The organism is Streptomyces sp. NPDC002817 (assembly GCF_053592055.1).
The window spans coordinates 473702-490789 of the sequence record NZ_JBSFUY010000004.1 but is presented as its reverse complement, the minus strand read 5'-3'; the positions used below and the strand labels follow the sequence as shown (position 1 = coordinate 490789).

The window sequence follows — 17088 nt, the reverse complement described above, 5'->3', positions numbered from 1 at the left end:
CGTACGGCGGCACGCTGGAGGCATGACGATGACGGTCCAGGAGACGACGACGGCGGCTCCCGCGGACATCCGGCGGCACGAGCTCGCCGCCTTCCTGCGCCACCGCCGCGAGCACATCACGCCCGAGCAGGTCGGCCTGCCCCGCGGCCGCCGGCGCCGCACCCCCGGTCTGCGCCGCGAGGAGGTCGCCCACCTCTCCGCGGTCGGCGTGACCTGGTACACCTGGCTGGAGCAGGCCCGTGACATCCAGGTCTCCGTGCAGGTCCTGGACGCCCTCGCCCGCAGCCTGCTGCTCGACCCGAGCGAACGCGCCCACCTCTTCCAGCTCGCCGGGGCGGCGGACCCGACGCCGGCCACCAGCTGCCCGTCGATCACGCCCGCGCTGCGCCAGGTGATCGAGCAGATGGAGCCGATGCCGGCCTGTGTGCAGAACAGCCGCTACGACATCCTCGCCTACAACCGCACCTACGGCCTGCTCCTGTGCGACCTGGACGCGGTGCCGCCCGAGGACCGCAACTGCATGGTCCTCTGCTACACGAACGAGGAGTGGGCCGGGTCGATCGTGCACCTGGAGGAGACCCGCCGTCTCATGGCCGCCCGGCTGCGCGCCGCCATGGCCAACCATCTCGCCGAGCCCGCCTGGAAGATGCTGCTGAAGCGGCTGCGCACGGAGTCCCCGGAGTTCTGCGAGGCCTGGGACCGGCACGAGGTGGTCTCCCACCGCAGCAAGCAGAAGGAGTTCCTCAACCCCTACGTCGGCCGGGTCTCCGTCATCCACACCGACCTGTGGCTCGGACCGGACCTGGGGCCGCGCATGGTCACGTACACGCCGGCGGACGAGGAGTCGCGGAAGCGGCTGGAGAAACTGCACGCGATCGCGGTCGCCAGGTCGGCCTGATTCACCGCGTCAACGGTCAGCTCCGGGCGCACGCAGGCCAGTACTGGCTTTCGGCTACTGGCTTTCGGTGCGACGGCGAGGTCCGGCGGCAGGCACCACGTACAGCTGGACCTGCTCAGGGGCGCGCGGGGCTGTATCGAGTTACGGCTCCGCCGCGCGGGCGCGACCAGCCACGACCAGCCCGCACCCGCCGAACTACGCGCCCACCCTCGCCACTTCGCGCACCTCGACCGACTCCAACCGCTCAGCGGTCCGCTGAGCGGTCCCACGGGCCCAGGCCCCACTCGTCACCGCGCCCAGCACCAGCACCGCGAGCCCGCACCCGGCGATGATCCACCAGGCCGGCACCGAGGCGGAGACGAACGTGTCGGCGTACGAGGACGACCCCACGCCCGCCACCAGCACGGCCCCCACCACGGCGACCCCCAGCGTCTGTCCCAGCTGCCGGCTCGTGGAGGCGACCGCCGCGGCGACCCCCGCCTGCGACCGAGGCATCCCCGACACCGCCGTGTTCGTGATCGGCGCGTTCACGAAGCCGAACCCGACTCCGAACAGCACATACCCGATCAGCAGGGTGCCGTTGGACGTCTCCGCGTCGAACGCGGCGAACAGCACCCCGCTCGCGGTGATCGAGACGCCGGCGACCAGCAGCGGCAGCCGCGGTCCGTGCCGGCCGACCAGCCGTCCGGACAGCGGGGCGCAGAGGAACGCGGGGGCCGCGATCGGCAGCATCCACAGGCCGGCGTGCATCGCGTCGAGACCGCGGACGTTCTGCAGGTACAGGGTCGACAGGAACAGGAACCCGCCCAGCGCCGCGAACGCGCTGATCGCGATCACCGTGGCCCCGCTGAACGGTGCCGAGCGGAAGAACCGCAGATCGATCAGCGGCTCGGTACGCCGGGGCTCGTACACCAGCAGCCCGATCAGCGCGGCCGACGCCAGCACGGCGTACGGCAGGACCGAGCCGAACCCGGTGTTCGGCGCCTCGATGATCGCGTACGTCATCGAGCCGAACAGCGCGATCACCAGGAGCTGGCCGACCGGGTCGGTGCGGCGGGCCTTGGGGGCGCGGGACTCGGGGACGAATCGGAGGGTGAGCAGGAGAGCGGCGAGACCGACCGGGACGTTGATCCAGAAGATCGAGCGCCAGCCGACGGTGTCCACCAGCAGGCCGCCCACCAGCGGTCCTGCCGCCATGGAGATACCGACGACCGCGCCCCACGCCCCGATCGCGCTGGCCCGCTCACGGGGGTCGGTGAAGGTGTTGGTGATGATCGACATGGCCACCGGGTTGAGCATCGAGCCGCCCACCGCCTGCACCATGCGGAAGGCGACCAGCGCCTCCAGGTTCGGGGCCAGCGAGCACAGCACCGAGCCGATCGTGAAGACGACCAGGCCCACGACGAAGACCCGCTTGCGGCCGATCCGGTCGGCCGTGGAGCCGGCCAGCATCAGCAGCGAGGCGAGCACCAGCGTGTACGCGTCGATGGTCCACTGCAGACCCGACGTGGTGGTGTCGAGATCGTGCTGCATGGACGGCAGGGCGACGTTCAGCACGGTGTTGTCGAGGCTCACGATCAGCAGGCTCATACAGCAGATCGCGAGGACCAGCAGACGTCGGCGGAAGCTGGGCTCGGGCATGCGCTTCATCGTACGCCGATATCGATAGTGCGTCTAACTAATGGTAGGTACAAGATCGGTCGGCCGAGCACGGGTCGCCGTACGCGACAATGGGGGAATGCCCACGACCGTGACCACCTCGAACACGACCCTGCAGATCGGGCCGCACACCGTGCAGCCGCCCGTCGTCCTGGCCCCCATGGCCGGGATCACCAACGCGCCCTTCCGCACCCTGTGCAGGGAGTTCAGCGGTGGCAAGGGGCTGTTCGTGAGCGAGATGATCACGACCCGGGCGCTGGTCGAGCGCAACGAGAAGACCATGCAGCTGATCCACTTCGACGCGACCGAGAAGCCGCGCTCGATCCAGCTGTACGGCGTCGACCCGGCGACCGTCGGCAAGGCCGTCCGCATGATCGCGGAGGAGGGCCTCGCCGACCACATCGACCTGAACTTCGGCTGCCCGGTCCCGAAGGTGACGCGCAAGGGCGGCGGCTCGGCACTGCCGTACAAGCGGAATCTGCTGCGCGCGATCCTGCGCGAGGCGGTGAGCGGGTCCGGCGACCTCCCCGTCACGATGAAGATGCGCAAGGGCATCGACGACGACCACATCACCTACCTCGACGCCGGCCGTATCGCCGTGGAGGAGGGCGTGACGGCCATCGCGCTGCACGGCCGCACCGCCGCCCAGCACTACGGCGGCACCGCGGACTGGGACGCGATCGCCCGGCTCAAGGAGCATGTGCCGGAGATCCCCGTCCTCGGCAACGGCGACATCTGGTCGGCCGAGGACGCGGTGCGGATGGTGCGGGAGACGGGCTGCGACGGAGTGGTGGTCGGCCGCGGGTGCCTGGGGCGGCCGTGGCTGTTCTCCGACCTCGTGGCCGTCTTCGAGGGCCGTACCGAGGACATCGCGCGTCCCGCGCTGCGTGAGGTCGCCGACGTGATGGTCCGTCACGCCACGCTCCTCGGTGAGTGGATCGGCGACGAGGCCCGCGGTGTCATCGACTTCCGCAAGCACGTGGCCTGGTACCTCAAGGGCTTCGCGGTCGGCTCGGAGATGCGCAAGCGCCTCGCCATCACCTCCTCCCTGGAGGAACTCCGGTCCGGTCTCGACGAGTTGGACCTCGACCAGCCCTGGCCGACGGGCGCCGACGGGCCGCGTGGACGTACGTCGGGGAACAACAGGGTTGTCCTGCCGGACGGTTGGCTCAAGGACCCGTACGACTGCGCGGGGATCGGCGAGGAAGCGGAACTGGACACCTCGGGCGGCTGAGGCGGGGGCGGATCCTCAGTCCTTCGACGGGTGCGGGGTCGAGCCGTACGCCGTCAGGAAGCGGTCGCGGAAGGAGCTCATTTTCCAGACCGGGGCGTTGTGGGAGGGGCGTAGGCCGTCGGTCCAGTTCCAGTTCGCGATCTTGTCCAGGATCTTGGGGTCCTTGGCCACGATCGAGACCGGGACGTCCCGGCTGGCGTGGTCGCCGCTGACGCGGGCGATGGGCTGATGGTCGCCGAGGAAGACGAGGACGGTGTCGTCGGTGCCGTAGCGCTCCAGCCACTGGGTGAGGGCCGTCACCGAGTACTGGATCGACTTGCCGTACTCCTCACGGGACTTGGTCGAGTCGGTGACGATGTCGCCGGGCTTCTTGCCGGCCTTCTGGATCGCGTCGAAGACCGAGCCGTCGCCGAGCCGGTCCCAGTCCACCAGCTTCGGGATCGGCGCCCACGGCTGGTGGCTCGACGTCAGGATGACCTCCGACATCAGCGGCTTGTCCCGCTTCTTGCCGTGGACGAGGCGCTGGAAGGCCTCCAGCGCATACTGGTCCGGCATCGTCGACCAGCTGAACTTCGGTCCCTGATAGCCGAGTTGGAAGGCGTTGTAGACCTTGTCCAGGCCGTAGTACTTCGCCTCCGGCCAGCCCTTCTGGATCCCCGGCATCACCCCGACCGTGTCCCAGTCACCGGTCTTCTGGAACGCCTTGGTGAGGGTCAGATGCTCCCCGGAGGTCACCGTGCGATACCGCTGCTGGTTGTCGATCCACAGCCCCGACAGAAACGTCGAGTGCCCCAGCCAACTGCTGCCCCCGTACGTCGCCGACGTCAGCCACCCGCTCTTGGCATGGAACCCCGCCTTGTCCAGCGCCGTCGTCCGCGCCGCCAGCGTCGAGTCCACCCCCGGCGCCATGATCGGATCCTCGATCGCGCTACGGCCGTAGCTCTCGATGAACGTGAAGATCACGTCCTTGCCCCGCAGGTCCGGCACCAACTGCGCACCCGGCGTTGCCCCGAACGTGTCCGCCTTCGCCTCCTTCGCGAACGCCGCCTCGTCCCGGACCGTGTCCGCCACCCGCCGCGCCTGGATCTTCAGCGCGTCGGCGGCCCGGTCGGAGGCGATGGGCGTACCGGCGATCTGCAGCCCGAGCGCGTAGCAGGTGATCCACGCCAGGGCCGCGATGAGCGTGCCCCGCGCGGCGACCGGTCTGCTCGCCACCAGGACGTTGCTCAGCCGCACCATCGCCAGCGCCATGACCCCCACCAGCACCAGCACCAGCACGACCGCCCCGACGGCGGCCAGCACCGCGAACGTCCCGCCCATCGAATCCGCGACATACGACTGCGCGTCGTCCAGCAACTCCCAGTCGAGCACCAGGTTGAAGCCCCGCCCCAGATACTCCCGGAACCCCATGTCGAGCACGTTCAGCACGGTCAGCAGCCCGAGCCCCACCCCGGCCACCACCGCCACGACCGCCCGAGGCCGCCGCGGCAGCCACAACGCCACCGCCGCCCCGAGGATCGCCTCGGCGGGGATACGGGTGAACCGGTTCGGCTTCAGCGCGCCCAGGGCGTTCGGCAGCAGCAGCGCACCGATGACCAGCAGAGCGGCGAGGGCGGTGACCGTCCATCGGAGGATCGGCGGACGCGCAGAAGGCGCGGGTGTGTCCGGCAGTTGCCGCGTGCGCAGAGTGACGGCCACCCGAGGGTCCTTCCGTACGGAACTTGGCAGGGCGGCGGATCCGACATGGGGTCTCGGACCCGCCGCACTCCCGTACGGCTCGCTTCAGGGGCCCGTTCACAGCACCGGGCAAACAGGCAGCAAACAGCAGACCAAGGGCAACTGCACCCACCTGAGGGGCGCGGGGAACTGCGCGACAGGCCACGAAGCACCCGCACCCGAAATTCGGCCCTCCCAGCGGAGCGTCTACGCACCCCCTACCGCGGTCAACAAGGCAAGAGGCGCCGCCGCAGACCGAGACTCCCGCACACACGCATGCGGATACGGCACCGGCTCCGCATGCGAGTCCCGCCCGTACCCCGCGAGAACCTCCGGCAGCCGATGCCCCGTGGCCGTCGCCGCATCCACCAACGCATGCGCGACCACCCGCGCCTCGTCATGCAGCCCGTACCGGGCCAACCCCAAGGTGATCAGCGCGTTGTCATGCGGCCACACCGACCCCCGGTGATACGAGAGCGGGTGATACGCCGACTGCCCGGCCGCCACCGTCCGCACACCCCACCCGGAGAAGAAGTCCGGCTCCAGCAACCGCCGCCCCACCGCCTCCCCGTACTCCTTGTCCAGCAGCCCGGACCACAGCAGATGCCCGGCATCCGAGGCCAGCGCGTCCACCTGCTGTCCCTCGCCGTCCAGCGCCAACGCCGGGAACGTCCGGTCCGGCATCCAGAAGTCCCGCTGGAAACGGTCCCGCAGATCACCCGCGGCCTGTTCGAGGAGCGCCGCGTACGTCTCGTCCGCCCAGACCGTCCGCGCCACCCACGCCGTACGCCGTAGCGCGTCGTACGCGTACCCCTGGGCACCGGCGGCCATCACCGCCCCGCTCGCCCGTGTCCCGTCGGCCCAGCAGATCGCCCCGGGTGAGTCCTTCCAGTTCTGGTTGGCGAGCCCGCCCTGGTCGGCGCGGTAGACGAGGTATCCGCGCGAGGTCAGCCCGCCGTGGTCCAGCATCCAGCCGATCGCCGCCCGGGCATGGGACTCGAGGCGCCGGGCCATCGCGACGTCCCCGGTCTGCTCCACATACGCCCCGAGCAGCACCAGGAACAACGGCGTCGCGTCCACCGAGCCGTAGTAGCGCCCGTACGGCACCTGACCGAAGTGCGCCAGCTCCCCGTGCCGCACCTCGTGCACGATCTTGCCGGGCTGCGCCACCGAGTCCGCGCCGACCTCCGTGGCCTGGGCCGCGGCGAGCGCGGGGAGGGTGGCGGCGGCCAGCTGGGGACGGTAGGGGAGGGCGAACAGCGAGGTGAGCAGTGCGTCGCGGCCCAGCAGGGTCAGGAACCAGGGTGCGCCGGCGGCCGGGACGCGCAGTTCCTCGCCGTCCGGTCCGGTCGCCGGGACCTGGAGCGAGGCGAGGTCGGCGAGGCCACGGGCGCACGCGGCGGCCAGTTCGGGCCAGCCGGTCGGGAAGGCGACGCCCTCCACGAACTCGCCTTCCAGGGCGAGGAGTTGGGCGTTCAGCGCGGCCGGTGACTGCGGTACTCGCAGGGCCCGTTTGTCGCCGTGCGGCCGTGCCATCACCCGCAGCGTCAGCTCCGCCGTGCCGTGCGGCTCCAGTTCCAGCGTCCAGACGAGGCGCCGGGCTCCGGTGCCCGTCTCCTCGACGCCGTCCGGAGCGGGCTCCGCCGTCACCGTCGTACAGGAACGCCATTCGCCGCGCTGGTAGGTGAACTCGACGCCCGCTTCGAGGACTTCGCGGGAGCGGGTGGCGCCTGTTTTCGTGTACGTGCGGTAGTCGGAGCGGAGTTCGAACTGGTCGGTGAAGTCGGCGTCGGCGGTGACCGCGAGCCGGACCGTGGCCGGCGCCGGGCGGTTGCTGGTGACGCGGAGGGACTCGATGAACGAACCGTCGCCCACGGCCTGTTCGCGGAAGATCGTGTACGCGGGCGGCTCCTGGCGGCCGCCGCGCGGGACGAGGACACAGCGCGCGGTGTCGCCGTCGGCGACGGGGGTGAGGGCCTCGGGCACGGCGCCGTCGACCGTCAGCTGCCAGCGGCTGAGGTGGCGGGCGTCGCGTACGAACAAGCCCTCCGGGGACGGGGAGGCGCCGCCCCGGACCCCGCTGATGTCCCCGCCGTCGCCCACAGCTGCGAACGTCCCGCCGTGCACGAGCAGATGATGCCGGTCCGTCATTGCAGGTCCCCTCCCTTGGCTGTGCCGGTGTGCAGCAGGTCGAGCGTGAGCGCGGCGGTCCAGCCGAAGCCGGTCGCGCCGCAGGCCTCGCCGGTGTACGGGTCGACGTACTCGGCGAAGCCCGAGGTGTCCGCGATGTCGAGGACGGCCCGGCGCAGGGCGTCGGCGCGGCCTCGCTCTCCATGGGTGCGCAGGCCCCGCTCCATCAGCCAGCCGGTGTTGAACCAGGCCGGGCCCCGCCAGTAGCGGTGCGGGTCGAAGGCCTCGCCGAGAAGGTCGTAGCTGGGGACGAGGCGGGTGGTGCCGCCCAGGCCGAAGTGCTTGGAGGCGGTCGTGCGGACGAGGGCCTCGACGATGTCCCGGGGGAGCGTCGGCAGCAGGAGCGGGATGAGCCCGGACACGCTGCGCTCGGGGATCAGACCTCCGCCCCGGACGTCCCGGGAGAAGAACATGCCCTCGGCCGGGTCCCACAGCCGGTCGATCAGCGCCGCCGTCAGACGCTCCGCGCGCGCGTGCCGGGCCGTGCCGGTCGCGCCGAGTTCCTGCGCGATACGGGCGAGGGCGTGCTCGGAGGCGATGAGCAGGGCGTTGAAGGAAGGGTCCTCGACGGCGAACCCGCTGTGGCCGTCCCCCTGCCTCCCGCCGAGCCCGTCCCTGTACTCGCCGTCCCTGTAGTCCGTCGCCAGCCGTACGTACCGCCCGTAGTCCAGATCCGTCGGCCGGTCCTCCGCCGCCCCGTGGTCGAGGTCGGCGCGCCGGAAGGAGCGGGCCGGGGCGGGGGTGACGCGGGAGAGCGGCAGGTCCCAGCAGGGGCTGTTGTCCATCCCCTGTTCCCAGGGGTGCACGACGGACGCCAGCGATCCCCCGCCCAGATCCCGCCGGTGCAGCAGATAGCGGTGCCAGGCCGCCAGCCGGGGATACATCCGGGTGAGGAAGCCGCGCGCCCGTGACAGACCCGGGTCCGCGCAGTGCACCAGCCACGCGGCCAGCGCGTGCACCGGTGGCTGCACGATGCCCGAGGTCTGTACGGTGCGCGGGGCGCCCGCAGCGCGCCCCGCGGTCGAAGAGCGCCAGAAGTCGGGGCTCGGGAAGTACGCGTCGAGTGGCACGGAGGGGTTGAAGACGATGTGCGGGATGCGCCCGTCTCCCCACTGGGCGGCGAGGAGTGTCTCCAGTTCCGTCTGCGCCCTGAGCGGTGACAGATGCCGCAGGCCGATCGCGATGAACGCCGAGTCCCACGACCACTGGTGCGGATACAGGCCGCGCGAGGGCACCGTCGAGGTGCCGGTCCAGTTGTCCTCCAGTACCCGGGCGGCCCTGCTGTGCAGCGAACTCCGGGTCGGGGGTGGATCGTATACAAACTCACGTTCTGTGAGACGGGCTGTGAGCTGGGCAGTGCGATCCACTCGGGGCTCCCCGAAAGACGTCCGGCCGACCGGTTCGGTCGTGGCTACCGTAGGGTTACGTCTATTTAACACGCAAAACTCAATATGTAATGCAGAGTTGAGAAACACAAGGGGGTGCGCATGACCGGACGGGGTCAGGGAAGCGCCGGCGATCTGCTCGAACTGGTACGAAGCGGGCGCGCGATCACGCGCGGCGCGCTGCAGCAGGCCACCGGGCTGTCCCGTGCCACCGTCGGCCAGCGCCTGGACCGTCTCTTCCGCGCGGGCTGGCTGCGCGAGGGCGCCGGCGGTCCCGTGGACTCCCCGCTCGGCGGGCGCCCCTCCATCACCCTGGAGTTCGACGACGCCCATGCCGTCGTCCTCGTCGCCGACCTGGACACCCGGCACGCCCGCGCGGCCGTCCTGTCGCTGACCGGCGAGCTTCTGGCCGAGCACAGCGGCACGCTCGTCATCGAGGACGGGCCGGACGTGGTGCTGGGGGAGCTGGGCCGCTGGTTCGCCGAGCTGCTGGAGAAGGCGGGCCACCGCGCGGGCGAGGTCTGCGGGATCGGGCTCGCGGTGCCGGGGCCGGTCGACAGCGAGAGTGGCCGAGTGGTCCAGCCACCGATGATGCCGGGCTGGGACGGCTACGACATAAGAGGCCGCCTCGCCCGCTCCTTCACCGAGCACACGGGGGCGGCCCCGGTACCGGTCCTCGTCGACAATGACGCGAACCTCATGGCGTACGGCGAACAGCGCACGTCCTGTCCCGACTGCTCGGCGTTCGTGCTGGTCAAGGTCTCGACCGGCATCGGCGCCGGGGTCGTCGTCGGCGGCTCGATCTTCCGGGGCATCGACGGGGGTGCCGGGGACATCGGCCATATCCGGGTGGGCGCGGACGCGCTGTGCCGGTGCGGTTCCCGCGGCTGTCTGGCCGCCGTCGCCAGTGGTGGTGCCGTGGCGCGGCGGCTGGCCGAGGCCGGGGTGCCCGCGGCCTCCGGATCGGATGTGCGGGACCTGCTGACCGCCGGTCATCCGGAGGCGGCGGCGCTCGCCCGGGAGGCGGGGCGGCAGGTCGGGGACGTCCTGGCGACCGTGGTGACGCTGCTGAACCCCGGGGTTCTGATGATCGCCGGTGATTTGGCCGGAACTGCCTTCCTCACCGGTGTGCGGGAGCTGCTGTACCAGCGGGCGCTGCCGCGCTCCACCGCTCATCTGGACGTCGTGACGTCACGGCTGGGGGAGCGGGCCGGGCTGGTGGGGGCGGGTGTGCTGGTCGTGGAGCACCTCTATGCCCCTGAGCGGGTCGAGGAGCGGCTGGCCGCGATCGGCGTGTGACCGGCACGTTTCGGTCCCAACACCCGTCCGCATGGTGAAATCCGGGCGCCTGTGGCAGCGTGATTCTCGCCACCCTTGATAGGGGTAGCGCTCAGATGAGCGGATCTTGAGCGGCTGCACTTCTCCAAGGGGTGGCACTCGGTGCCACCCTTTGATCGTTCATCGATCGAAATCAGGCGTGCTGAATGCCGCTCAGATGAGCGATGTGCCGCCACTTCGAGGGTTCCTGTGTTCAAGAAGTGAAAACACCTGGGCCCACTCGCTTGCCAAGCTTTGACTTTCAATCCGCTGGCAGACGACTGGTTACGGGCACATGACGCCCATGTGGACCTCCCCAGACGCCTTCGATCTGGGTATGTTCCCCGTCGTCAGGGCAGCCACCGCGTCCTCGAGGGAGTCGAGAACCGTGTCGGAAAACAGAGAACCCCATGTAGCGAAGTTCGTTTACGACTTCACCGAGGGAAACAAGGACCTCAAGGACCTCCTGGGTGGCAAGGGCGCGAACCTCGCCGAGATGACCAACCTGGGACTCCCCGTTCCTCCCGGCTTCACCATCACGACCGAAGCCTGCAAGGTCTACCTGGACAGCGGCGCGGAGCCCGTGGCACTGCGTGACGAGGTGAGTGCGCACCTCGACGCCCTCGAGACACAGATGAGCAAGAAGCTCGGCCAGGCCGACAACCCGCTCCTCGTCTCGGTCCGCTCCGGCGCCAAGTTCTCCATGCCCGGCATGATGGACACGGTCCTGAACATCGGCCTCTCCGACAGGTCCGTGAAGGGCCTCGCCGAGCAGGCGGGCGACGAGCGGTTCGCCTGGGACTCCTACCGCCGACTCATCCAGATGTTCGGCAAGACCGTCCTCGGCGTCGACGGCGAGCTCTTCGAGGAGGCGCTGGAGGCGGCGAAGGCGGCCAAGAAGGTCCACGTCGACACGGACCTGGAGGCGGCCGACCTCAAGAAGCTCGTCACCAAGTTCAAGAAGATCGTCAAGACGGAGGCCGGGCGGGACTTCCCGCAGGACCCGCGCGAGCAGATGGACCTCGCCATCGAGGCGGTCTTCAACTCCTGGAACACCGACCGCGCCAAGCTCTACCGCCGCCAGGAGCGCATCCCCGGCGACCTGGGCACGGCCGTCAACGTCTGTTCGATGGTCTTCGGCAACCTCGGCCCCGACTCGGGCACCGGCGTCGCCTTCACCCGCGACCCGGCCAGCGGCCACCAGGGCGTGTACGGCGACTACCTCCAGAACGCCCAGGGCGAGGACGTCGTCGCCGGTATCCGCAACACGGTCCCGCTCGCGGAGCTGGAGTCGATCGACAAGAAGTCGTACGACCAGCTGATGCAGATCATGGAGACCCTGGAGAACCACTACAAGGATCTCTGCGACATCGAGTTCACCATCGAGCGCGGCCAGCTCTGGATGCTCCAGACCCGCGTCGGCAAGCGCACGGCGGGCGCGGCCTTCCGTATCGCCACGCAGCTCGTGGACCAGGGCCTCATCGACGAGGCCGAGGCGCTCCAGCGCGTCAGCGGCGCCCAGCTGGCCCAGCTGATGTTCCCGCGCTTCGACGAGGACGCGAAGGTCCAGCAGGTCGGCCGGGGCATCGCGGCGTCGCCGGGTGCGGCGGTCGGCAAGGCGGTCTTCGACTCGTACACCGCGGTGAAGTGGTCGCGCTCCGGCGAGAAGGTCATCCTGGTCCGCCGGGAGACCAACCCCGACGACCTGGACGGCATGATCGCCGCCGAGGGCATCCTGACCTCGCGCGGCGGCAAGACCTCGCACGCGGCCGTGGTCGCGCGCGGCATGGGCAAGACCTGTGTCTGCGGTGCCGAGGAGCTCGAGGTCGACACCAAGCGGCGGCGGATGACGGTGCCCGGCGGCCATGTGGTCGAGGAGGGCGACGTCATCTCCATCGACGGGTCGAGCGGCAAGGTGTACCTCGGCGAGGTGCCCGTCGTCCCCTCCCCGGTCGTGGAGTACTTCGAGGGCCGGATGCACGCGGGTGCGCAGGACGCCGACGAGCTGGTCGAGGCCGTGCACCGGATCATGGCGTTCGCCGACCGCAAGCGCCGGCTGCGGGTGCGGGCCAACGCGGACAACGCCGAGGACGCGATGCGCGCCCGTCGCTTCGGCGCGCAGGGCATCGGCCTGTGCCGCACCGAGCACATGTTCCTCGGCGACCGGCGTGAACTGGTCGAGCGCCTCATCCTGGCCGACACGGAGACCGAGCGCGAGGAGTCGCTGAAGCAGCTCCTCCCGCTCCAGAAGCAGGACTTCGTCGAGCTGTTCGCGGCGATGGACGGCCTGCCGGTGACGGTCCGTCTCCTGGACCCGCCGCTGCACGAGTTCCTGCCCGACATCACCGAGCTGTCGGTGCGTGTGGCGCTCGCGGAGTCCCGCCAGGAGCCGCACGAGAACGAGCTGCGGCTGCTCCAGGCGGTCCACCGGCTGCACGAGCAGAACCCGATGCTGGGTCTGCGCGGTGTACGCCTCGGTCTGGTCATCCCGGGCCTGTTCACGATGCAGGTACGGGCGATCGCGGAGGCGGCGGCCGAGCGCAAGGCCGCGAAGGGCGACCCGCGCGCGGAGATCATGATCCCGCTCGTCGGCACCGTCCAGGAGCTGGAGATCGTCCGCGAGGAGGCCGACCAGGTCATCGCGGAGGTCGAGGCGGCGACGGGTGCGCAGCTCAAGCTGACCATCGGCACGATGATCGAGCTCCCGCGCGCCGCGCTGACCGCGGGTCAGATCGCGGAGGCGGCGGAGTTCTTCTCCTTCGGCACGAACGACCTCACCCAGACGGTGTGGGGCTTCAGCCGGGACGACGTGGAGGCCTCGTTCTTCACGGCGTACCTGGAGAAGGGCATCTTCGGCGTCAGCCCGTTCGAGACGATCGACAGGGACGGCGTCGGCTCCCTGGTCAAGCTGGCCGCGGAGGCGGGCCGCAAGACCCGCCCCGACCTCAAGCTCGGCGTCTGCGGCGAGCACGGCGGTGACCCGGAGTCGGTCCACTTCTTCCACGAGGTCGGCCTGGACTACGTCTCCTGCTCGCCCTTCCGTATCCCGGTGGCGCGCCTGGAGGCGGGCCGCGCGGCCTCGGAGTCGGCGGGCAGCGACCACCGCTAGGCCTCACGGCCACCGAACCCCGGAACCGACGCCTGTCCCCGACCCTCAGTACCGATGGGCGTCGGTTCCGGATCACCAGGAAGGGGCGGAACCCTGTGCGGGGGTACCGCCCCTTCGGTCTGCCTTCAGTGGTCGGCGCGCCGCCTGTTCACGACGACCAGGACGCCCGCGCCGGCGAGCATGACGGACATGCCGGCGGCCGCGAAGTACGGGGTGTTGTCGTCGCTGCCGGTCTCGGCGAGGTCCGTGTCCTTCGGGGCCGCGGTGTCCGCCTCCTGGTCCTCGGCGGGGGTGAAGTCCGCGGGCGGGCTGTCGCAGCCGATGCCGTCGCCGTCGCGGTCCAGATGGGTGCCGTAGTGCTCGTCGCCCTCGGGGATGTTCGCGTAGCCGTTCTCGTACGCCTCGGTGCAGTTGGCGAACGGGTGGTCGCCGTCGTGCGCCTGGGCGGCTGAGGGCAGGACGGCGAGGGCCAGCGCGGCGACGACGATGGCGCCGGGCTTGCGGAGCAGGTTCACGGCGGGTCCTTACGGGGTTCGTGGTGACAGGAGGTGCCCGAAGGTAGTGCGAGACCGTGATGGTGGAGGTGGCGTGAAGAACCCGTGATGCGAACGTGACGCGACCGGACGGAAGCGCACAGTGATCGCTCAAGTGCGGTCGTACATAAGGGCATTGTGGTCCGCATGGTGAAGTCAGCTGTCGCAGCCGACCCCGCACCGCTTCCGGGCCCACTTGGGGGCGGGTCCGGAAGCGGCGGGCGGTGTGGTGCTCACGCGTCTACGACCGGAACGGCCCCGTCACCTCGTACGTGATCCCGCCCGACGAACTCCCCGTCGTCCCCCGCTGGCTGGAGAAGTACAGCCGCGTGCCGTCCGGGGAGAAGGCAGGGCCCGTGATCTCCGAGGACGACTGGCCGTCGATCCTCAGGAACGGTGCCACCACGTCGTCCGGGGTGATCAGACAGATGTCCATGCTGCCGCCGTCCTCCGCGACGAAGAGGTCGCCGGAGGAGGAGCCGGTGATGTTGTCGACGCCGGTGAGCGGGGCCGTTCCCGAGGCGACCAGGGAGTCGTCGTAGGCCAACTCGTAGGTGTTCGAGGCGAGGTTGAGCTGCCAGACGCGGTTGTCGCCCTTGGTCGTGAACCAGACCTTGTCGTCGGCGTAGTGGCAACCCTCGCCGCCGTTGAAGGACTTGGAGCCGGAGACCTGGGTGCGGGTCGAGGTGGGGGAGCCGTCCGGGTCGGGGACGGTCGTCCAGGTGTAGGAGCCCGAGGTGGCGGTGCCGGCGACCAACACCTGGAGGGTGCCGGCGGAGAGGCTGCCCCAGGTCGACGGTACGAAGCGGTAGAAGCGGCCGTTCGTCTCGTCCTCGGTCAGGTAGATCACCTGGCGGACCGGGTCGGCCGCGGCCGCCTCGTGCTTGAAACGGCCCATCGCCGGTCGCTGCACCGCCGCGTTCGTGCCCCATGGGTCGGTCTCGTAGACGTACCCCCGGTCGACCTCCTCGCAGGACAGCCAGGTGTTCCACGGCGTCCGGCCGCCCGCGCAGTTCTGCCGGGTGCCGGACAGGATGCGGTATGCCGAGGTGATCGCGCCGCTCGACGAGAACCGCACCGCGCTCGCACCGCCGGAGGGGTTGATCTCCGAGTTGGAGACGTAGATCCAGCCCGAGCCGTCCGCGTAACAGGCGCCGCCGTCCGGGGCGTTGTGCCAGGTGTACGACGTCCCGGTGACCGTCTGGCCCGAGCGGGCGATGACCCGGCTGGTGAAGCCCGACGGGAGTCTGATGCCGTTGGCGTCCGGGGAGCCGAGCGCCCCGTAGGGGCCCGTGCCGGGCTGGGCCGGCGCGGCGTACGCGGCGCCGCGCCACAGGGTGCCGCCGAAGACGGCGGAGGTGCCGCCGACGGCGGTCGCACGGAGGAAGGTACGACGTTCCACTGTCGCTCCAAGAGGTGCCGTGACCGTCCCGCCACCGGTCGGGGGCGGGGGCGTGCGGGTGGGAACCTAGGGGAACTTGATGGACATGTCATGGACGGGTCATGAACGCGTGGGCTCGGACGGTTCCACGAGGCGGTCGTGCGGGAGAACGCGGTCCGGTGCGTCCTGTCGACGGCGGGCCGCATCGGGGGCAGGCTGGCGGCAAGCGCCGAAGCGGCGGGAAGGAGCCCGGGCATGTCCTCCGGCTGGAACGAGCAGAACATCCCCGACCAGCACGGCCGCACCGTCGTCGTCACCGGAGCCAACAGCGGCATCGGCTACGTCACCGCGCGCGAGCTGGCACGCAAGGGCGCCCGAGTCGTGCTCGCCTGCCGGAGCGAGGCGCGCGGGACCGAGGCGGGGGACCGGCTGGTCACCGAAGTGCCGGGCGCGCGGGTGGAGTTCGCGCGGCTCGACCTCGGGGACCTCGCCTCCGTAAGGGAGTTCGCGCGGACATTGCCGTACGACCGACTCGACCTGCTGATCAACAACGCGGGCGTGATGGCCCTGCCGTACGGCACGACGGCGGACGGCTTCGAGACCCAGTTCGGCGTCAACCATCTGGGCCACTTCGCGCTCACCGGGCTGCTGCTGCCCGCGCTGCTCGGCACCCCGGGCGCGCGGGTGGTGACCGTCTCCAGCACGACGCACGCCCTGGCCAACATCGACATCGACGATCTCAACAGCGAGCTGCGGTACCGCCGTTGGGTCGCCTACGCCCGCTCCAAGACCGCCAACCTGCTCTTCACCCACGAACTGGCCCGCAGACTCGCCGCGGACGGCTCGGACGTCGTCGCGGCGGCCGCCCACCCGGGTTACGCGGCGACCAACCTCCAGTCGGCCGGCCCCCGCATGGCGGGCCGCCGCTTCACCGAGCGCTTCATGGCCGTCGGCAACAGGTTCTTCGCCCAGCCGGCGGAGGCGGGCGCCCTCCCCACCCTCTACGCCGCCACCGACCCCGACGTGTCCCCCGACTCCTTCACCGGCCCGTCCCTCGCGGGCTGGCGCGGGTCGCCGGGACCGTCCTGGCGAGCGCCCTGGACACGCAACGACCAGGCGGGAGAACACCTTTGGGCCGCGTCCGAGCGGCTCACGGGAGTGTCGTACGACGCCCTCAAGGCCTAGGGTCACTCGCCATGCGACCGGACTTACCGACGAGGCTGCCGAGTCATCCCCTCAACACCGCACTGCTGGACTACCTGCGGGCGACGGCTGCTCCACCGAACGGACCGGACGGACCCGACGACTACACGTTGGGTGAGTGGCAGCTGCACGCGCACCCCGATCTGCTGGATCGGCTGGAGGAGTTGGCTCTGGGCGTGCCCCTGAACGCCGCCTACGGCATTCCGCTCCTGGCCCACAAGGGCGTCGCGGCCGTCGCCGCCCAGGGGACGGGCACCCTGCTGATGCGCCTGCCCGGGCCACCGGCCGACCTCGAAGAGGGCCGCTGGCCGGTCCCCGAGCTCACCGGTCACGGATGGTGGACCGTCGATGCCTGGCAGAGGGACCTGCGCATCGTCGAGGGAGACCACAGGCTCCTGATGGCCATCGAGCAAGCGTTGTCCCACACCCGGGACCTCATGTCCTAGCCCTGTGCGGCACTTCC

General features: G+C 70.5%; 12 protein-coding genes. 6 read left to right on the top strand and 6 right to left on the bottom strand.

What is annotated here, in order from left to right:
- The first annotated feature begins 22 nt into the window (after positions 1-22).
- Positions 23-898 carry a helix-turn-helix transcriptional regulator gene (locus ACWD3I_RS11230; RefSeq protein WP_451084067.1) on the top strand — a complete coding sequence of 292 codons (876 nt, stop codon included), beginning with the start codon at positions 23-25 and terminating at the stop codon, positions 896-898.
- Positions 899-1093: 195 nt separating this feature from the next.
- On the opposite strand, the gene ACWD3I_RS11225 is transcribed toward ACWD3I_RS11230, so the two are convergent.
- Positions 1094-2539, bottom strand: a complete 1446-nt coding sequence (locus tag ACWD3I_RS11225; RefSeq protein ID WP_365393864.1) for an MFS transporter — start codon at positions 2537-2539, stop codon at positions 1094-1096.
- Positions 2540-2636: 97 nt separating this feature from the next.
- Here ACWD3I_RS11225 and dusB point away from each other — a divergent pair, with 97 nt between their 5' ends.
- A complete protein-coding gene (gene dusB, locus ACWD3I_RS11220) occupies positions 2637-3791 on the top strand; it encodes a tRNA dihydrouridine synthase DusB (protein ID WP_365393863.1) in 1155 nt (384 codons plus the stop codon).
- A 15-nt stretch (positions 3792-3806) separates the two neighbouring features.
- On the opposite strand, the gene ACWD3I_RS11215 is transcribed toward dusB, so the two are convergent.
- The 3 genes from ACWD3I_RS11215 to ACWD3I_RS11205 all read right to left on the bottom strand — a co-directional run bounded on the left by ACWD3I_RS11215 (position 3807) and on the right by ACWD3I_RS11205 (position 9064).
- Positions 3807-5489, bottom strand: a complete 1683-nt coding sequence (locus ACWD3I_RS11215; RefSeq protein WP_451084066.1) for a CDP-alcohol phosphatidyltransferase — start codon at positions 5487-5489, stop codon at positions 3807-3809.
- Positions 5490-5714: 225 nt separating this feature from the next.
- The gene (locus ACWD3I_RS11210) at positions 5715-7658 is read right to left on the bottom strand and encodes an amylo-alpha-1,6-glucosidase (protein ID WP_365393862.1); all 1944 of its coding nucleotides are present in this window, start codon (positions 7656-7658) and stop codon (positions 5715-5717) included.
- Positions 7655-9064, bottom strand: coding sequence for an MGH1-like glycoside hydrolase domain-containing protein (locus tag ACWD3I_RS11205; protein WP_365393861.1), 1410 nt, complete (start codon positions 9062-9064; stop codon positions 7655-7657). The genes ACWD3I_RS11210 and ACWD3I_RS11205 overlap by 4 nt, the downstream gene beginning before the upstream one ends.
- A 120-nt stretch (positions 9065-9184) precedes the next feature.
- Here ACWD3I_RS11205 and ACWD3I_RS11200 point away from each other — a divergent pair, with 120 nt between their 5' ends.
- Positions 9185-10381 carry an ROK family protein gene (locus ACWD3I_RS11200; RefSeq protein WP_365393860.1) on the top strand — a complete coding sequence of 399 codons (1197 nt, stop codon included), beginning with the start codon at positions 9185-9187 and terminating at the stop codon, positions 10379-10381.
- A gap of 406 nt (positions 10382-10787) precedes the next feature.
- On the top strand, positions 10788-13508 hold the full coding sequence (gene ppdK, locus ACWD3I_RS11195; protein WP_365393859.1) for a pyruvate, phosphate dikinase: 2721 nt from the start codon (positions 10788-10790) through the stop codon (positions 13506-13508).
- A 125-nt stretch (positions 13509-13633) separates the two neighbouring features.
- Here ppdK and ACWD3I_RS11190 read toward each other — a convergent pair whose 3' ends face one another.
- Both ACWD3I_RS11190 and ACWD3I_RS11185 read right to left on the bottom strand, forming a co-directional pair.
- On the bottom strand, positions 13634-14023 hold the full coding sequence (locus tag ACWD3I_RS11190; protein WP_365393858.1) for an excalibur calcium-binding domain-containing protein: 390 nt from the start codon (positions 14021-14023) through the stop codon (positions 13634-13636).
- A gap of 259 nt (positions 14024-14282) precedes the next feature.
- The gene (locus ACWD3I_RS11185; protein ID WP_365393857.1) at positions 14283-15443 is read right to left on the bottom strand and encodes an alkaline phosphatase PhoX; all 1161 of its coding nucleotides are present in this window, start codon (positions 15441-15443) and stop codon (positions 14283-14285) included.
- Positions 15444-15677: 234 nt separating this feature from the next.
- On the opposite strand from ACWD3I_RS11185, the gene ACWD3I_RS11180 reads away from it, so the two are divergent.
- Both ACWD3I_RS11180 and ACWD3I_RS11175 read left to right on the top strand, forming a co-directional pair.
- Positions 15678-16607 (top strand): oxidoreductase, encoded by a 930-nt coding sequence (locus tag ACWD3I_RS11180; RefSeq protein ID WP_365393856.1) that lies wholly within the window; start codon positions 15678-15680, stop codon positions 16605-16607.
- 11 nt (positions 16608-16618) lie between these two features.
- The gene (locus ACWD3I_RS11175; protein WP_365393855.1) at positions 16619-17071 is read left to right on the top strand and encodes a hypothetical protein; all 453 of its coding nucleotides are present in this window, start codon (positions 16619-16621) and stop codon (positions 17069-17071) included.
- Positions 17072-17088 lie beyond the last annotated feature (17 nt).